We start from the raw sequence: 15127 nt of genomic DNA, 5'->3' as shown, positions 1-15127 counted from the left end.
CCCAGGAAACCGCCGTAGCAGGCCGCCCACCGTCAAGCACCTCGCCCCTTTTCCACCCCCTCTCTTCACCGCAAGGAGTCACCATGCAACAGCTCAAGAATCTGGCCCTGCTCTCCCTGACCCTGCTCGCTTCCGCCGCACTGGCGCAGACCAAGCAGGTTATGGGCGTGTCGATTCCTTCCGCCGATCACGGCTGGACGGCGGGCATCGTCTACTGGGCCAACCAGACCAAGGCCGAACTCGAAAAGCAGTACCCCGGCCTCACCGTCATCGTCAAGACCGCCAAGGATTCCAACGAGCAGGCCAATCAGATTCAGGATCTGTCGGCGGTCAACAAGATCAACGCGCTGGTGATCTTGCCGCAGGAGAGCGCCCCGCTGACCCGTCCGGTAGGCAACCTCCAGAAAAAGGGCGTCTTCACGGTGGTCGTGGACCGCGCCCTGACCGACCCCACCGCCCAGAACGCCTACGTCGCGGGCGACAATCCAGGCCTGGGCAAGGTCAGCGGCGAGTATGTGGGCAAGACGCTGGGCGGCAAGGGCAACGTCGTGGTGCTGCGCGGCATCGCCACCGTGATCGACAACCAGCGGGTCGACGGCTTCGAGAGCGTCCTCAAGGCCAAGTACCCCAACGTCAAGATTCTGGACAAGCAGTACGCCAACTGGAACCGCGACGACGGCTTCAAGGTGATGCAGGACTACCTGACCCGCTTTCCCAAGATTGACGCCGTGTGGGCACAGGACGACGACATCGCGGTGGGGGTCCTCAAGGCCATTCAGCAGGCCGGACGCAGCGATATCAAGTTCGTGCTGGGCGGCGCGGGCATGAAGGAAATGATCAAGAAGGTGCAGGACGGCGATCCGCTGATCACCGCCGATGTGACCTACCCGCCCACCATGATCCGCGACGCCATGCGTCTGACCGCCAAGTCGATCATGACCAAAACCGCCATGCCCAAGTCCACCATCATTCCCAGTACGCTGGTGACCAAAAGCAACGCCGCCAAGTTCTACTACCCGGATTCGCCGTTCTGAGCTGAGTGCTGAAGACCAGCACGCTCAAGCCTGTGCGCTGGCCGCTTGATTAAACTGTGGGGCGGGCCGATAGTGCTCGCCCCAACGACTTTTGCCGAGTTCACTTCTTCCGTTTCATCCCTTCCAAAAAGGATCATCCATGCCCAGACCTGTCACCCTGTTTACCGGCCAGTGGGCCGACCTTCCTCTCGCCGAACTCGCACCGCTGGCCAAGCAGATGGGCTTCGACGGCCTGGAGCTGGCCTGCTGGGGCGACCACTTCGACGTGCAGCGTGCCCTCAACGAGGACGGCTATGTGCACGGCGTCCTCGATCTGCTCGCCCAGCACGGCCTCAAGGTCCACGCCATCGGCAACCACCTCGTTGGTCAGGCCATCTGTGACCCCATCGACGAGCGCCACAAGTCGATCGTGCCCGCCCACGTCTGGGGCGACGGCGACCCGGAAGGGGTGCGCCAGCGGGCCGCCCAGGAGATGATGGACACCGCCCGCGCCGCCAAGAAGCTGGGCGTCGGCGTGGTCACCGGCTTTACCGGTTCGAGCGTCTGGCACAGCCTCTACGCCTTTCCGCCCACCGATCAGGCCTACTGGCAGCGTGGTTTCGACGATTTCGCCGAGCGCTTCAGTCCGATTCTGGACGTGTTCGAGGAAGTCGGCGTCAATTTTGCGCTGGAAGTGCACCCTACTGAGATCGCCTTCGACACGGCGACAGCGGAGCGGGCACTCGAAGCGGTGGGCCAGCACAAAAGATTCGGCTTCAATTACGACCCCAGTCACCTGGCCTATCAGGGCGTGGACTACGTCGGCTTTCTGCGGCGTTTCCCGGACCGGATTTATCACGCCCACATCAAGGACGTGTGGTGGAATCACGGCAGCGGCGAGGTGGGCGTCTTCGGCGGCCACACGACTTTCGGCGACGCCCGGCGCTTCTGGGACTTTCGCTCGGTGGGGCGCGGCGATGTGAATTTCGAGGCGATCATCGTGGCGCTGCACGACATCAAGTACGCGGGGCCGCTGAGCATCGAGTGGGAGGACGCCCGGATGGACCGGGTGTTCGGGGCGACCGAGAGTGCCGCCTACACCCGCAAGCTCGATTTTCCCGCCTCTGACGTGGTGTTCGACGCGGCCTTTGCCAAGGATGAGGCGTGAGCGGTTACGAGCGCCCACTTCGGCTGGCGATGGTCGGCGGCGGCAAGGACGCCTTCATCGGCGCGGTCCACCGGCACGCGGCGGCGCTGGATGGGCGCTACCAGCTGGTGGCCGGAGCGCTCTCCAGCACCCCGGAGCGCTCCAGGGCGTCGGGAGAAGCGCTCGGCCTGGCTCCCGAGCGCAGCTACGGCAGCTGGCAAGACTTGCTGGCAGGCGAGAAGGCGCGCGAGGACGGCGCGGAAGTCATCAGCATCGTGACGCCCAACCACCTGCACTTTCCGGTGGCGCTGGCCGCCGTGCAGGCCGGGTTTCACGTCATCTGCGACAAGCCGCTGGTGCATACGCTGGCGCAGGCCCAGGAACTCGAACAGGCCGTCCAGCAATCGGGCACCGTCTTTGCCGTCACCTACAACTACTCCGGCTACCCGCTGATCCGCCAGGCCCGCGAGATGGTGCGCGGCGGCGTGCTGGGCGAGGTCCGCAAGGTGATCGCCGAGTACCACCAGGGCTGGCTGGCCACCGGAAGCGAGGGCAAGCAAGCCGACTGGCGCACCGACCCCTCGCGCAGTGGCCCCGCTGGAGCGCTGGGCGACATCGGTACCCACGCCGAGCAGCTCGTCAGCTTCGTGACCGGCCTGGAGCTGAGCGCGGTGGCTGCCGAGCTGACCCACTTTGTGCCAGGCCGCGCCCTCGACGACGATGCCAGCATGCTGCTGCGCTTCGCGGGTGGTGCAAAAGGCCTGCTGACGGTGTCGCAGATCGAGATTGGCCGCGAGAACGATCTGCGGCTCTCGGTGTTCGGCAGCCGGGGCAGTCTAAGCTGGTGTCAGGAGAACCCCAACGTGCTGATCTACGACCAGCTCGCCGCGCCCCGGCAACTGCTGACGCGCGGCGGGCCGGGGCTGGGCGCGGCCGCTCAGCAGGCCACCCGCCTGCCCGCCGGACACCCCGAGGCGTTCATCGAGGCGTTCGCCAACATCTACACCGGGGTCGCCGACGACATCGCGGCGCGGCAGCGCGGCGAGCAGCTGGAGGCGCTCTATCCCACCGTTCAGGATGGTGTGCAGGGCGTGAAATTTATGGAGAGAGTGTTGGAGAGTGCCGCAGACGATGGTCGCTGGACGGCCTTCTGATGGGCACTCGGATTGAACCGGTTTTATCTGACCAACGAGAGTCGGCGCGGAATGGGTTCTGGTCGTAGAGAAGACAAACCGGATTTTGCCTGCCGCAGCGTTCCTGACGGTCTAGAGGCCCTCTGACTGTGCTCTGCTGTAAGACTCGAGTCAGGTCAGGGAGCCTAGGCTGTGTCACGATGGCCCTCTTCTCCATGCTGATTTTCTCTTCCTCATTATGCTGATGGCCGAAGTACTGGTGGTTGAAGCCCAGATTGGTGTGCGCAAGGCGCTCGAGCGCTTGCTCGAAGGGCTAGGACTGCGCTTTCGCAGCGTCGGCAGCGGCGCGCAGGCCGAGCGTGAAAGCCGCGACTGGCGGCCCGACCTGGTGATCGCCGGGCTGAGCCTGCCGGACCAGAGCGGCGTGGAGCTGTGCCGCAAGTTGCGCCAGGCTGCGCTGCCCGTGGTGCTGCTCGGCGAGATCGACGGCAACGATGCCCGTGCGGCGGGCGCAGCAGGCACCCTGCAACTGCCGCTGGAAGCCTTCGAACTCTCGACCTTGATTCACTCGCTGCTGGGTACCCAATCCCAGGCCGCGCCGACGGCGGGTCAGCTTTATGTCGAGAAGCTGCTGGAGCGTCCCGGCGTACTGGCGGTCACCTTCTACGACGCCCAGGGCTTGCTGCTTCACAGCGCGGGTATCCGGCTTCCCGAGGGTCTGGGCCGCCGCGCCAGAACGTCGCTCTCGGATGCCCACTGGCTGGCCCAGAGCCAGAGCAGCACGCCGCAAGATGCTCTGCCGACGCTGCGTGGTGCGGGACTGGCGACCCGGCCGCTGGGAGTCATTCAGGTGGAGTACGGCGAGCGCTGCCTGCTGCTGTTCGAGCACCCCGGTGGCATCGTCGCCTGCTTGCTGCGCGAGAGTGCCAGTGCCAGCTTGATGAAGTACTGGCTGCGTTCGTCCAACCCGGTCGAACGGTTGGTTTGATGCCCGGCGCAGGGTTTACACAAGCGCTTGCGTTTCACGACCACTGCTGTGATGTTCAGAATTCAGCCCCGCCCCGGAAGAAAAGGTGCGGGGCTGAATTTCAAAGTTCTGGCTCTGCTATTTGAACATCTGCTGCAAAGAGGCGCCGAAAGCCGGAAGCTGCAACTGCCAATTGATGACCTGCCGAACCACATGCCGAAGCGCGATTCAGCCTAAGTCGACAGTTTTATTTGCCGGTCTTGCGTTTGCCGCGTGCCCGCGATTTGCCGAGCGAGTGGCCCTTGTCGTAGCTGGCCTGCATCTTCTGACGGGTTTCGGCGGCCAGCGTCTTGAAATCGACCAGACCCGCTTCAATCGCCTCGATGCTGGGTTTGATGTTGCCGCCGCGCCGGGTGGCTGCCAGTTCGCGGTTGGTGCGCTCGAACCACTCTTCAAATTCGGGAGTGGTCTCAAAAATCATCTCGCGCATGCTCTTGTTGTATGTTTCATCGCTATTTCGGCGGCTAAATGCTTTGGGAAGCTGAAAACGCTCGGTGTTCATGTAAGCCGCTTCGAATTGTCCCTCTCTCACCGCCGCCTTAAAATCCCTGACGAAAGTATCGCTGCGCTGAGGGTTGGTAAGCATCTGCACCTGTTCACTTAGTTTTCGGTAAGCCATGTTGTGTTGTTCCTCCTGTCAGCGAGTATGGGTTTAAAAAAACTATAAGTCAACATCAGTGGGGACCCCACGTAAAAGAACGCCGCAGGCCCACTGCAAGACGGTGGGTTCCTTACGATCAGGAAACGAACGATTCGGGAACTGAGGAGGAAGTCCACGACGGTTTGTTGATGGAGCATTCATACGAGTGGATTGACCGGGTCAACGGGAGACCTTAGAAATGTGCTAGATGAGTCAAGCAAAATTCCTGTAAGGGGCTGTCTGCTCGAAAAAAGCCAAAAGAACGACGCTCTCTCAGTGGGAGTCGGGTGACTCGCTGGTCACAATCCTCTTACGTTCTGACAGCCGTCAATTCTTCAGACAATCGAGCGTTTTCAAACGTCGTGGGCCGCCGCCTGTCCAGCCACCCGCCCGCTGAAGAGGCAGCCGCCCAGAAAGGTGCCTTCCAGCGACCTGTAGCCGTGGACGCCGCCGCCGCCGAAGCCCGCCACCTCGCCTGCCGCGTACAGGCCCGGCATCACCGTGCCGCCGGGTACGAGGACGCGCGCGCTCAGATCGGTTTCCAGGCCGCCAAGCGACTTGCGGGTCAGGATATTCATCCTGACGGCGATCAGGGGACCGTCTGCCGAAGCAAGAATCGGGGCGGGTTTCGCCACCCGCGTCAGGCGCTCGCTGATCAAGGCGCGGGCCGAGCGAATCAGCGCCAGTTGGGTGTCCTTGCCGACCTCGTTGACGACTTGGGCATCGCGGGCCTCGATCTCTCGGCGCAGCGTCGACTCGTCCACAGCATCGTTGCCGATCAGTTCGTTCATACCGCGCACCAGATCGGTGAGGTTGTCGCGGACCACGAAGTCGGCTCCGTGATCCATGAACGCCTGCACCGGGGGCTGCACGGCGCGGCCCACCCGCTCCAGCGTCAGGCGCAGGTCGCGGTTCGTGAGGTCGGGATTTTGCTCGCTGCCCGACAGCGCGAATTCCTTCTTGATGATGGCGCGGTTGAGCACGAACCAAGTGTACGGGTAGCCGTGACGGGTGATGTGGCTGAGCGTGCCGAGCGTGTCGAAGCCGGGGTAGTGCGGAAACGGCAGCCGCCGCCCGCTAGGGTCGAGCCACAGACTGCTTGGTCCCGGCAGCACCCGGATACCGTGGTTGGCCCAGATGGGATTCCAGTTGCGCAGTCCCTCGGTGTAGTGCCACATCCGGTCCGGGTTGATCAAGCTGGCCCCGGCCCGCTGGGCGGCGAGTTGCATCTGCCCGTCCACATGGGCAGGCACGCCGCTGAGCATGAACGTGGGGGCCGGTCCGAGGCGCTCGGCGGGCCAGTACTGCCGCACCAGGTCGTGGTTGCCGCCGATGCCGCCGGACGTGAGAATCACCGCGCCTGCGCCGAACTCGAACTCGCCCGTGACCACCCGTGAGCTGCGCTCGCCACGCGCCACCGGCGACGGCTCCAGGACCTCGCCGTGAACGCCACCGATGTGCCCAGCCACGGCACTCAGGCCGCGCACCCGGTGGCGAAAGGCGAACTGAATGCGCCCGGCCTGGACGTGTCCGCGCACCCGGCGCTCGAACGGCTCGACGATGCCCGGTCCGCTGCCCCAGACAATGTGAAATCTCGGCACGCTGTTGCCGGGGCCGAGCGCGCCCTGCCCACCGCGCTCGGCCCAACCCACCGCCGGAAAGAACCGCACACCCTGCTCGGCCAGCCAGCGGCGCTTCTCGCCCGCCGCGAAGTCTAGGTAAGCCTGTGCCCACTGACGCGGCCAGTGGTCCTCTGGCCGGTCAAAACCTGCCGTCGTCATCCAGTCGCGGTGGGCCAGCTCAAGCGAGTCGCGGATGCCCAGTCGGCGCTGCTCCGGCGAGTCAATCAGAAACAGGCCGCCCAGCGACCAGAACGCCTGAGCCCCCAGGTTCTGCCCACCTTCCTGATCGAGCAGCAGCACCCGCTTGCCCGCATCAGCCACCTCGGCAGCGGCCACCAGTCCGGCCAGTCCAGCCCCCACCACGATCACGTCGGCGTGCGGTGAATTCATGCACCGAGTCTAGACGATCCGGCTTTCGGCCACCCTGGAGCAGGTGGCTGCGCTGTCAAGCCTGCGAGCTGTCGGTGGTGCCGTCGTCGGCGTCGGGGTTGTGTTCGCCTTCAGCCGACTGGCCCGACAGCTTGGCGACGAAACCGGTGACGATTCCCGGCACCTCGCCGCGCCGGGTGGCGGCGTCGTCAACCGGCTGGGGATCAATCAGGCGGCCCAGCAGGGTGCCCTGGTCGGTGGGGGCCGGGCGCGAGTCGTCCTCGGTGATGCCGATGAGCGGCGTGTTGTCGTCAAGGGGATCGGTCATGCCTCCAGCCTACTGCTGGCGGGCGTTGCGCAGATTTGCGCGGACTTGAGCAAGTATTGGTCCGGCAAGTGCCCAGACAAAAAAAGACCGGATTGCTCCGGCCTCCTTATAAGGCTCAACCAACGGCGACGTTACTTGTCGTCGCGGCGGCCCGAACCACCCCAGCCCATATCGCGGCGGGCGCGAGGGCGGAATTCGCCGCCCTCACTGTTGCCCGCTGGCCGGGCGCTGCGGTCGCCCTGATAGCTGCCGCCGCCCTGGGGAGCACTGCCGCCCCGGTCCTCGCGGGGCCGGAAGTTGCTGCCCTCACGGTTGCCCTGGTAGCCGCCGCCCTGGGGAGCACTGCCGCCCCGGTCCTCGCGGGGCCGGAAGTTGCCGCCCTCACGGTTGCCCTGGTAGCCGCCGCTCTGCGCGCCCCGGTCTTCGCGGGGCCGGAAGTTGCCACCCTCACGGTTGCCCTGGTAGCCGCCGCTCTGCGCGCCCCGGTCCTCGCGGGGCCGGAAGCTGCCGCCCTCACGGTTGCCCTGGTAGCCGCTGCTCTGCGCGCCCCGGTCCTCGCGGGGCCGGAAGCTGCCGCCCTCACGGTTGCCCTGATAGCCGCCGCTGCGCTCGCCCCGGTCCTCGCGGGGCCGGAAGCCGCCCCGATCATTGCCGCGCTCGCCCTGGTCACGGCTGCCCTGCTCTCTACTGCTCTGCTCCCTGCTGGGCGCTGCGCCCTGGCTCTCGCGCAATTCGCGCATCTCGCGCCGCAGTCCGCGAATTTCCTTGCTCTGCTCGTCGAGTGTGTCCTGCAATTTGCCCAGCATGGCAAACAACTGGCCCGCGTCGATAAATTCCTCGTCGTCCTCGCCCTCTTCGGCGTCGAGTTCGGCATCCTCGTCGATTTCCTCGCCCTCCAGGTGGCCCAGAATGCTTCTCACGGCTTCGGGAGCCTGCGGGGCGGCGCTGGCCTCGTGACCCTGGGGCGCTTCGTTCGGCGCTTCGGTGTGCTGTTCGGCGGCCATCTGCTCGGTCTGCGGCTCGCTCTCGGTCTGGTGCTGATCGGTCATGGTATCCTCTTTCCTTTGCCCGGCCAAGCGGGTCTACCTTCCAGCGTAGCACGCTCCCGGACTTCCGACTGACCCTTTAGACGGATTCGGTTTGTTTCGTATCCAAATCGGGAAAGAACCGATTTGCACACTCTACGTCTAGAACCCGTTCTGCTCTTGCTCCCGTTATTCGGATGAAACCATTTCTGGGAAACGGTTCAATACGAGGGCGTATTAGACTGCACGGCATGACACAGCCTCCCAGAACGTCGGCCGCCAGCAGTGCCGGAAAAACCATTGCCCCGGAAGACCGCACCCGACTTGATCAGGTGTTCATGCAGGTGATGCTCGACACCCAGGCGCAGGTTCAGCAAAGCCGCCCGGTGCAGGCCGGCAACCTGGCCGCCATGTTTCACAAGGAGCAGGTGTCGGAAGCCCTCCAGGGCTGCGCCATGCTGATCGCGGGCTGGAATCAGAACCGCATCGACGAGGCCGGAACCCTGCGGGCGCTGCGGGCGCTGCGGGCGCTGGAGTTGCCGGAGCTGGCTGGGCGCATCGAGAAGCTGGCGGACATCGACGAGGGTTGAATCAGGTCAGGACTGCCTGACGCAACGCCATCACAGCCCGGAACGGCGCCGTATCCGTGAACAGGTGCGCCTGCCAGCCCACTTCGGCAGCGTCGTCCCAGAAGATGCTCTGTTCTGGCAAGACTTTGAGACGGCGCGTCACCTCGGCAAAATAAGCAGCATCGGGTTTGCGTGCGCCGATGCTGGCGCTGGAGAATTCGCCGTTTACCACTTCACCCAGCTGCATGTCTTACAGCAGGGACTGGACGCGCCAGCGTTCCTAGTTGGTGGCGAGGAAGGCGGGCCAGCCCAGTGCCCGCAGTTCGCGTACGGCAGCCAGTAGCGGGAGGTTGGGATGGTTCTCCAGCTCAAAAATTTCCTGTTTGAAACTCTGGACGCTGCCGGAATATCCAGCAAGTTTCAGGTAACGCGGCAACACCTGATTCAGATCACGCTGACCCAGGATGCAGGCGCGGTAATGGAGTCTGAAAAAAAGGCCCAGTGCCAGCTTGAAACGCTGCCCTGGAGAGTGTCGCCCCATAGCCCGGCTCCACAGTTCCGGCGGCGTCACCAGCACGCCGTCCACGTCCAGCAGCAAGGCGCGCCCCTCCACTTCAGCTCTGGGCGCTTCAGTCATGGGCGGGGTCACTCGCCAGATCGCCCATTCCTGCCGCGCCGTGCCCGCGTAGCCGTCCAGCCAGCAGCACGGTCAGGAGGGCCAGCGAAATGGTCAGGCTGATCTGCCAGGGCACCCCTGCCGCCGTACCGAGGGCCGCCACCAGCGCGCCGCCCAGCCCCGCGCCCAGGGCGCTGCCGAGCATGTCGGAGAGTTGCAACGTGCCGCTGACCTGGCCCTGCTGCCCCGAAGGCGCGTGCTGCATGACGACCAGGGTGTGGGCCGGAAAGGCCAGCCCCATGCCCAGCGCCGCCAGGCCCCAGCAGCCTGCTGCCAGCGCCAGCGGCAGCGCCGCAACGAGCAGCGCGGTGAGCAGGCCCGCCATGCCGAGTCCGATGAACAGCGCTCCGAGACGCACGACCTGCGGGCGCTGACGGCCCCCGGTGCGCTCGTCGAAGCGTGACTGCACGAAACTGGTGGCCGACCAGGTGAGGGCGCCCCCGGTCAGAAACAGCCCGGCACTCAGCAGGCCCAGCCCGCGCAACTCGGAGAGGCCCAGTGGCAGCAGCGACTCGGTGCCGAAAAAGGCGAAGGCCAGCAGAAAGCGGGTGGCGTACCCGGCGCTCAGCGGCGTGCCGAGCCGCCAGGCCCGCGCCGGAAAGAGCCGCCCCAGCGCCGGGACCGCCAATCCCGCGCCCAGCACCAGGCCTAGCCCGCCCAGACCCAGGCCGCCCTGCCCCAGCTCTGTGAGGCCCGCCAGCCCCAGCGAGGTGCCGATGGCCGCCAGCACCACCGCGCCCAGGCGTGAGCGGTCCAGCGGCGTGCCCGCGCCGCGCAGCTTGACGAGTTGCGGCAGCATCAGTGCCCCGGCCACACCGACCAGCGGCAGCAGCCCCAGAAATACCCCGCGCCACGACCACTGCTGGGTGATGAAGCTCGATAGCGCCGGGCCGAGCAGCGCGGGCAGCACCCAGGCGCTGCTGAGAAGGGCCAGCATGCGGGCGCGCATGGCGTCGGGGTAGGCGGTGTTGATGACCAGGTAAGCCGCCGCGATCAGCCCGCCACCGCCCAGGCCCTGCACCACCCGTCCCACGATCAGCACCCCCATGCTGGGCGCGAGGCCCGCCACTACCAGCCCGGCGGCAAACAGAAGCAGCGCGATGAGGGCGGGCCGGGCCGGGCCGTCGCGGTCGGCCAGCGCGCCCAGCCCCACCGTGCCCACCATGAAGCCCATGAAAAAAGCGCTCAGCGGCCAGCCGTAGAGCTTCAGACCGTTCAGCTCGCGCGCCACTTCCGGCAGGGCGGTGGCCACCGCCAGCGACTCGAAGGCGATGATCAGCACGCCCAGCAGCAAGCCGGTGCTGAGCGGACGTCGCGCCGGAGAAAAGGGACTGAGCGACTCGGGCGCGCTGGCGGGCGGCGAAGGACTCAACGCTGCGCCGTCTGAAGATGAGCGGGTTCAGCTTCCAGCAGCGCCCGCAACGCTTCCTCGATGCCGCGCCCGCGCCAGCCGCTTTCCAGTTCCGCCGCTTCCAGCGCCTGCTCTTGTGGCCCACTTCCTTGCGGAAAGGCCAGACTCCCGGCAGGCCAGCGCAGCGCCGCGCCGATGATCTTGCCGCCCGCCACGGCCACCGCGCCCGCACTCAGGTCGGCGAGGTGGTGATTGACGAGCTGGGCGGCGAACAGCGCCCTGAGACGAGTCTCCACTGCTGGGGCAGGCGGCAGCGGCAGGCGCGAGACGCGCACGCGGGCGGGTAGGGTGGGCGCACGGGAAGCAGACATGCTTCCGAGTCTAGGCCAGGGACGGCTCGGCACGGTAAGGCAGCTCCCAAGTGCCCGTGAGCGGATTTCACTGCGCGGCGCACCGGCCCCGCTAGAATGCCCGCCATGATTGCCGAGAAGTCCACCGGCTGGCGGGTGCTTAGCGTCCTGGTGCGGACCTTACTGTGGTTGCTGGCCGCCGTGCTGGCCGCCCTGGCCCTGGGGGCCTTCGCCAGCCTCAATCCGGCTGCGCCCACCTGGATGCGGACCCTCGGTGCGCTGGAGGGTGTGCTGGAGGGTCGCCTGTTCGGCGGCGCGGATGTTGCCGGGGCGGGCGTACCGGGCGCTTATCCACGCGGCCTGACCGAAGCGCTGCTCTCGGCCCTGGCGGTCTTTCTGGCGGCGCGTCCAGCGGCGCGGGCCACGCCGACGCCCCGATGAGCCGACCGACCTCCCTGGCCCAGACCCGCAAGGCCCGGCCCGCCGACGAGTGGGCCGCCGAGCGGGTCTTCCGGCCCCTGGCGCAGCTGCTGGTCGCCCCGGCAGCACGGCTCAGGCTCAAACCCACCCAGATCGTGCTGGTTCACACTGGGCTGGTGCTGCTCTCGGCCTGGCAAGTGCGGCGCGGTCAGTGGCTGATGCCCGCCGTGCTGCTGCAACTCAAGACCGTGCTCGACAACCTCGACGGTCAGCTGGCCCGCGCCACCGATCAGACCACCCTGACCGGGCGCTACCTCGACAGCGAGCTGGACGTGTTGGGCAACCTGGCGCTGCTCGTTTCCGTTCACGGGCCGCTGGCAGGCACAGGCCTCAATCTGCTGCTGAGCCTGATTCTGAGTACCGATTACCTGTGGGAGCGCGATTACCGGGCGGCCAGAGGCGAGACATTCCGCGCTCCGGCCGCCCAGGGCGGCGACGATCCCCGGCTGCTGGCCGCGCTGGAAGCGGTTTACCAGGGCTATTTCGTGCCGCAGGAGCGTCTGCTCAGTCGAATCTTCGGGGCGCGGCTGCGGCAGGCGGTGGCCAGCGACCCCACGGCGCTCGACCACCAGCGCTACACGCCCCTGCCCGCGCTGACGCTCAGCGCCAACCTGGGCCTGAGCAGCCAGCTCAGCCTCTTCGGGGCGCTGCTGCTGCTCAGGCGTCCGCAGTGGTACGGGCCGTCACTGCTGCTGCAAGCCGCCGCGCTGGCGGCGGCTCAGCTCTGGCGTGAGGAGCGGGTGCGGGCCGGGCAGAGAGACGACGCCAGCGCGGCAATCACAGCTCCGGGTACACCTTCAGCTCGGTGAGGTGCGCCCTGGCCGGGCGGGTGATGGCGTGCGCCAGCGTCTGGGCCAGGGCCCGCGGGTCGATGGTGGCTTCCCAGGTCAGGCCCGCCTCGCGGTTGGCAGGCGTGTCGATGGCCCCCATCGGATAGAGGGTCATGGTGGTCACACCCTTGACCTGGAGTTCAGCGTGCAGGCTGAGCAGGTAAGCGGCCACGGCAGCCTTGCTGGCGGTATACAGGGCCGCTTTGGGGCCACTCATGTGGGCCGCCTGCCCCGCTGAGACGCCCAGGATCATGCCTTCCTTTTGCTTGAGCATATGCGGCAAGACGCCCTGCACCGCGTGAAAGAGGGTCTGCATGTTGGCCCCGAACAGCGCCTGATAGTCCTTCTCGCTGGCCTTCTGGGCGTCCTGGGTGCTGAAGCGGCCCGCCGTGTGAATCAGGACGTCGGCGCGCTGCTTTTTGAGGATGTCCACGCAGTCGGGGTCAGTCAGATCGAGGTCGAGAACCTTCTTGGCCGGAAAACGGTCCTCGGCGCGGGTGAGGGCCTCGCCGCGCCCCACCAGAATGAGTTCCGCGCCCGCGTCGATCAGTTCCTGGGCCACAGCGGTGGCGAGTGCGCCGCCCGCGCCGGTGAGCATCACTGTGGTGCCGCTGAGCTTAGCCATGTGTATAGCCTACCCTCAAACCCGTCGGTAGAGGGTGCGGCCGCGTTCAGAAAACAGATCGAGCGCCGCCAATCACCCCGCAGACCACACCCAGTCAATCACACAGCCGCCCGGCCAGTTTGCCGCTAAGCTCCGGAGCATGACTGACCTTCCCTCCCCTATCCAGCGTCCCCTGGTCTGCGTGGGCGCACTGTTGCGCGGCCCTGCCGGATACCTGATCGTCCAGACCACCAAATGGCGCGGGGCCTGGGGGGTGCCGGGCGGTAAGGTCGAGTATGGCGAGACGCTCACCGACGCCCTGCACCGCGAATTTCTGGAGGAAACCGGCCTGGACATCCGGGGAAGCCGCTGGGTGCAGACCCAGGAAGCGGTGCGCTCGCCCGAATTTTACAAGGACTCGCACATGCTGCTGTTCGATTATCTGGCCGAGACCGAGGGGCAGGAGGTGACCCCCAACGAGGAGATCGTGCAGTGGGCTTGGGTCAGCCTGGAAGACGCGCTGACCTATCCGCTCAACAGCTTTACCCGCACGCTGATTGAACTGGCACAGACCAGAGGTGAAGAGTGAAACCCCACGCCGCCCTCGTCACCGGCAGCGCGCGCGGCATCGGGCGCGGCGTGGCGCTGGCGCTGGCAGAGGCGGGCTACAGCGTGGCGGTCCATTACCGCTCCAGTGCCGATGACGCTGCCGAAACGGTGCGGTTGTGCCTTGAGGCGGGGGTGGAAGCCGACGCCTTCCAAGCCGACCTGACCTCGGCAGACGAGGCCGCCGCGCTGGTGGCGTGGGCACACACCCGCTTCGATCTGCCGCTGGGCGTGCTGGTCAACGTGGTCGGCAACTACGTGCACCGCCGCTGGGACGAAACCACGCTCGCAGAGTGGCACGACATGTTTGACAGCAACCTCAACGCCGCCTTCTATACCTGCCGAGCCGCCGTGCCGCTGATGCGCGGCGAGGGCGGCCATCCTGGCTTCGGGCGCATCGTCAACTTTGGTTACGCGGGCGCGCAGTCTCTGCTCTCCCGCCCCGGCGTGGTGCCCTACGCGGTGTCCAAGGCGGGCGTCATCGCGCTGACCAAGGCCATCGCCCGCACCGAGGCCAAATCCGGCATCAGCGCCAACGTGGTGTCGCCCGGCGTGATCGAGACCTCCGTCAGCCAGCCGCTCACCGAGATTCCGGCGGGGCGGCTGGGCACGGTGGCCGAGGTCGCCAGCGCGGTGATGGTGTTCGTGGAGGGCAGCGCCTACCTCACTGGGCAGGTGCTGGAAGTGGCGGGCGGCTGGAACCTGTAGCCGTCTGGCTGATCTCTCTCACGGGGTTGCCGTCACCCGCACGTCGGCCAGGATGCGTTTGGCTGCCGGGTTGATGCGCTGCTGGGCGGTGGAGGTGTAGATCAGCTTGCCGGAAGCGTTCTTGATGCTGACCCGCACCAAGTAGGTGCCAGTGCTGGTAAATCGGCGCGGGCTGGAGACGAGCTGGTAGCTGACCGGCAGCGAGGCGCTGGGAAAGGTCGTATCGACCAGGGTGGTGGCCGCCACGTTCATGCGGCTGGCGTCTTGCAAGCTGACGGTGACCCGGCTTCCGGCAGGCAGCGTGGTGCGCCCCGCCCCGCCCGCGCTGATGCGGCCCCGGATGTCGATCCAGTCGGCGGGCACGTCGCTGTCCACGAAGGCCGGAACTACGCGGCGCGGCGCATTCGGCGGGGTCTGGGCTTGCCCCGGTTTGGTGATGGTCACGCCGTTGATGACGGTCTGGGCCTGGGCAGCGGGTAGGCTGGCGAGCAGCATAGCAAAAAAGGCGAACTTCTTCATGCTCACAGGGTAACAAGCGCGAGGGAAACAAAGGTCCACCACGTTTCAATGCCGTCAGAAAATGGTCAGGGGTCAGGTTGGCTGGGTCGGTGACCCAAGCAGCGGCCCGGTCCTGGCCTGCCATACTGCG

The 15127-nt window shown here is 66.4% G+C and carries 20 protein-coding genes; 10 read left to right on the top strand and 10 right to left on the bottom strand.

Going from position 1 to position 15127, the window contains the following annotated elements; genetic code table 11:
• The first annotated feature begins 83 nt into the window (after nucleotides 1-83).
• The 5 genes from GUI70_RS14265 to GUI70_RS14245 all read left to right on the top strand — a co-directional run bounded on the left by GUI70_RS14265 (nucleotide 84) and on the right by GUI70_RS14245 (nucleotide 4497).
• Nucleotides 84-1034: an ABC transporter substrate-binding protein gene (locus tag GUI70_RS14265; RefSeq protein ID WP_161882985.1), complete on the top strand. Its 951-nt coding sequence runs from the start codon at nucleotides 84-86 to the stop codon at nucleotides 1032-1034.
• Nucleotides 1035-1173: 139 nt separating this feature from the next.
• The gene (locus GUI70_RS14260; protein ID WP_161882984.1) at nucleotides 1174-2181 is read left to right on the top strand and encodes a sugar phosphate isomerase/epimerase family protein; all 1008 of its coding nucleotides are present in this window, start codon (nucleotides 1174-1176) and stop codon (nucleotides 2179-2181) included.
• Nucleotides 2178-3314 (top strand): Gfo/Idh/MocA family protein, encoded by a 1137-nt coding sequence (locus tag GUI70_RS14255; RefSeq protein ID WP_237724931.1) that lies wholly within the window; start codon nucleotides 2178-2180, stop codon nucleotides 3312-3314. The genes GUI70_RS14260 and GUI70_RS14255 overlap by 4 nt, the downstream gene beginning before the upstream one ends.
• 217 nt (nucleotides 3315-3531) lie before the next feature.
• On the top strand, nucleotides 3532-4281 hold the full coding sequence (locus tag GUI70_RS14250) for a response regulator (RefSeq protein ID WP_161882983.1): 750 nt from the start codon (nucleotides 3532-3534) through the stop codon (nucleotides 4279-4281).
• 27 nt (nucleotides 4282-4308) lie between these two features.
• Complete coding sequence (locus tag GUI70_RS14245; RefSeq protein WP_161882982.1) at nucleotides 4309-4497, top strand: hypothetical protein; 189 nt, start codon at nucleotides 4309-4311, stop codon at nucleotides 4495-4497.
• A 10-nt stretch (nucleotides 4498-4507) separates the two neighbouring features.
• Here the strand turns inward: GUI70_RS14245 and GUI70_RS14240 are convergent, their stop codons facing one another.
• From GUI70_RS14240 to GUI70_RS14225, 4 genes are all read right to left on the bottom strand, one after another.
• Nucleotides 4508-4939: a hypothetical protein gene (locus tag GUI70_RS14240; protein WP_161882981.1), complete on the bottom strand. Its 432-nt coding sequence runs from the start codon at nucleotides 4937-4939 to the stop codon at nucleotides 4508-4510.
• A gap of 374 nt (nucleotides 4940-5313) precedes the next feature.
• Nucleotides 5314-6972, bottom strand: coding sequence for an FAD-binding dehydrogenase (locus GUI70_RS14235; protein ID WP_161882980.1), 1659 nt, complete (start codon nucleotides 6970-6972; stop codon nucleotides 5314-5316).
• A gap of 55 nt (nucleotides 6973-7027) precedes the next feature.
• Nucleotides 7028-7279, bottom strand: coding sequence for a hypothetical protein (locus tag GUI70_RS14230; protein WP_161882979.1), 252 nt, complete (start codon nucleotides 7277-7279; stop codon nucleotides 7028-7030).
• A 131-nt stretch (nucleotides 7280-7410) separates the two neighbouring features.
• Entirely contained in the window at nucleotides 7411-8328 is a 918-nt protein-coding gene (locus GUI70_RS14225) for a hypothetical protein (RefSeq protein ID WP_237724930.1), read from the bottom strand.
• A 227-nt stretch (nucleotides 8329-8555) separates the two neighbouring features.
• Between GUI70_RS14225 and GUI70_RS14220 the strand changes: the two genes are divergently transcribed.
• Nucleotides 8556-8894: a hypothetical protein gene (locus GUI70_RS14220; RefSeq protein ID WP_161882978.1), complete on the top strand. Its 339-nt coding sequence runs from the start codon at nucleotides 8556-8558 to the stop codon at nucleotides 8892-8894.
• A gap of 1 nt (nucleotide 8895) precedes the next feature.
• Here the strand turns inward: GUI70_RS14220 and GUI70_RS14215 are convergent, their stop codons facing one another.
• From GUI70_RS14215 to GUI70_RS14200, 4 genes are read right to left on the bottom strand one after another with little or no spacing between them, the layout of a single operon-like run.
• Nucleotides 8896-9120: an HAD family hydrolase gene (locus tag GUI70_RS14215; protein ID WP_161882977.1), complete on the bottom strand. Its 225-nt coding sequence runs from the start codon at nucleotides 9118-9120 to the stop codon at nucleotides 8896-8898.
• Between the two features lie 33 nt (nucleotides 9121-9153).
• Nucleotides 9154-9510, bottom strand: a complete 357-nt coding sequence (locus GUI70_RS14210) for an HAD family hydrolase (RefSeq protein WP_161882976.1) — start codon at nucleotides 9508-9510, stop codon at nucleotides 9154-9156.
• Entirely contained in the window at nucleotides 9503-10921 is a 1419-nt protein-coding gene (locus GUI70_RS14205; RefSeq protein ID WP_161882975.1) for an MFS transporter, read from the bottom strand. The genes GUI70_RS14210 and GUI70_RS14205 overlap by 8 nt, the downstream gene beginning before the upstream one ends.
• Nucleotides 10918-11271 carry a hypothetical protein gene (locus tag GUI70_RS14200; RefSeq protein WP_161882974.1) on the bottom strand — a complete coding sequence of 118 codons (354 nt, stop codon included), beginning with the start codon at nucleotides 11269-11271 and terminating at the stop codon, nucleotides 10918-10920. The genes GUI70_RS14205 and GUI70_RS14200 overlap by 4 nt, the downstream gene beginning before the upstream one ends.
• Nucleotides 11272-11376: 105 nt before the next feature.
• On the opposite strand from GUI70_RS14200, the gene GUI70_RS14195 reads away from it, so the two are divergent.
• Entirely contained in the window at nucleotides 11377-11691 is a 315-nt protein-coding gene (locus tag GUI70_RS14195; protein WP_237724929.1) for a hypothetical protein, read from the top strand.
• Nucleotides 11688-12539 (top strand): CDP-alcohol phosphatidyltransferase family protein, encoded by an 852-nt coding sequence (locus GUI70_RS14190; RefSeq protein WP_161882973.1) that lies wholly within the window; start codon nucleotides 11688-11690, stop codon nucleotides 12537-12539. The genes GUI70_RS14195 and GUI70_RS14190 overlap by 4 nt, the downstream gene beginning before the upstream one ends.
• Here GUI70_RS14190 and GUI70_RS14185 read toward each other — a convergent pair.
• Complete coding sequence (locus GUI70_RS14185) at nucleotides 12508-13185, bottom strand: SDR family oxidoreductase (protein WP_161882972.1); 678 nt, start codon at nucleotides 13183-13185, stop codon at nucleotides 12508-12510. The genes GUI70_RS14190 and GUI70_RS14185 overlap by 32 nt on opposite strands.
• A gap of 139 nt (nucleotides 13186-13324) precedes the next feature.
• Here GUI70_RS14185 and GUI70_RS14180 point away from each other — a divergent pair, with 139 nt between their 5' ends.
• Both GUI70_RS14180 and tmpR read left to right on the top strand, forming a co-directional pair.
• A complete protein-coding gene (locus GUI70_RS14180; protein ID WP_161882971.1) occupies nucleotides 13325-13753 on the top strand; it encodes an NUDIX domain-containing protein in 429 nt (142 codons plus the stop codon).
• Nucleotides 13750-14478 (top strand): bifunctional dihydropteridine reductase/dihydrofolate reductase TmpR, encoded by a 729-nt coding sequence (gene tmpR, locus GUI70_RS14175; RefSeq protein WP_161882970.1) that lies wholly within the window; start codon nucleotides 13750-13752, stop codon nucleotides 14476-14478. Before GUI70_RS14180 ends, tmpR begins: the two co-directional genes overlap by 4 nt.
• Before the next feature lie 18 nt (nucleotides 14479-14496).
• Here tmpR and GUI70_RS14170 read toward each other — a convergent pair whose 3' ends face one another.
• A complete protein-coding gene (locus GUI70_RS14170) occupies nucleotides 14497-14997 on the bottom strand; it encodes a YbaY family lipoprotein (RefSeq protein ID WP_161882969.1) in 501 nt (166 codons plus the stop codon).
• Nucleotides 14998-15127: the final 130 nt, after the last annotated feature.

It is taken from the genome of Deinococcus alpinitundrae (genome assembly GCF_009982895.1).
In the GTDB taxonomy this organism is placed as follows: Bacteria; Deinococcota; Deinococci; order Deinococcales; family Deinococcaceae; genus Deinococcus; species Deinococcus alpinitundrae.
The sequence above is the reverse complement of the archived record's forward strand: the minus strand, read 5'-3'. Positions and strand labels throughout refer to the sequence as shown.

What these genes read in the sequence shown, in the direction of transcription:
- GUI70_RS14265 (WP_161882985.1), top strand. Translation starts at nt 84, where the DNA reads ATGCAACAGCTCAAGAATCTGGCCCTGCTCTCCCTGACCCTGCTCGCT.
- GUI70_RS14260 (WP_161882984.1), top strand. Translation starts at nt 1,174, where the DNA reads ATGCCCAGACCTGTCACCCTGTTTACCGGCCAGTGGGCCGACCTTCCT.
- GUI70_RS14250 (WP_161882983.1), top strand. Translation starts at nt 3,532, where the DNA reads ATGCTGATGGCCGAAGTACTGGTGGTTGAAGCCCAGATTGGTGTGCGC.
- GUI70_RS14240 (WP_161882981.1), bottom strand. Translation starts at nt 4,939, where the DNA reads ATGGCTTACCGAAAACTAAGTGAACAGGTGCAGATGCTTACCAACCCT.
- GUI70_RS14235 (WP_161882980.1), bottom strand. Translation starts at nt 6,972, where the DNA reads ATGAATTCACCGCACGCCGACGTGATCGTGGTGGGGGCTGGACTGGCC.
- GUI70_RS14230 (WP_161882979.1), bottom strand. Translation starts at nt 7,279, where the DNA reads ATGACCGATCCCCTTGACGACAACACGCCGCTCATCGGCATCACCGAG.
- GUI70_RS14225 (WP_237724930.1), bottom strand. Translation starts at nt 8,328, where the DNA reads ATGACCGATCAGCACCAGACCGAGAGCGAGCCGCAGACCGAGCAGATG.
- GUI70_RS14220 (WP_161882978.1), top strand. Translation starts at nt 8,556, where the DNA reads ATGACACAGCCTCCCAGAACGTCGGCCGCCAGCAGTGCCGGAAAAACC.
- GUI70_RS14215 (WP_161882977.1), bottom strand. Translation starts at nt 9,120, where the DNA reads ATGCAGCTGGGTGAAGTGGTAAACGGCGAATTCTCCAGCGCCAGCATC.
- GUI70_RS14210 (WP_161882976.1), bottom strand. Translation starts at nt 9,510, where the DNA reads ATGACTGAAGCGCCCAGAGCTGAAGTGGAGGGGCGCGCCTTGCTGCTG.
- GUI70_RS14200 (WP_161882974.1), bottom strand. Translation starts at nt 11,271, where the DNA reads ATGTCTGCTTCCCGTGCGCCCACCCTACCCGCCCGCGTGCGCGTCTCG.
- GUI70_RS14195 (WP_237724929.1), top strand. Translation starts at nt 11,377, where the DNA reads ATGATTGCCGAGAAGTCCACCGGCTGGCGGGTGCTTAGCGTCCTGGTG.
- GUI70_RS14190 (WP_161882973.1), top strand. Translation starts at nt 11,688, where the DNA reads ATGAGCCGACCGACCTCCCTGGCCCAGACCCGCAAGGCCCGGCCCGCC.
- GUI70_RS14185 (WP_161882972.1), bottom strand. Translation starts at nt 13,185, where the DNA reads ATGGCTAAGCTCAGCGGCACCACAGTGATGCTCACCGGCGCGGGCGGC.
- GUI70_RS14180 (WP_161882971.1), top strand. Translation starts at nt 13,325, where the DNA reads ATGACTGACCTTCCCTCCCCTATCCAGCGTCCCCTGGTCTGCGTGGGC.
- GUI70_RS14170 (WP_161882969.1), bottom strand. Translation starts at nt 14,997, where the DNA reads ATGAAGAAGTTCGCCTTTTTTGCTATGCTGCTCGCCAGCCTACCCGCT.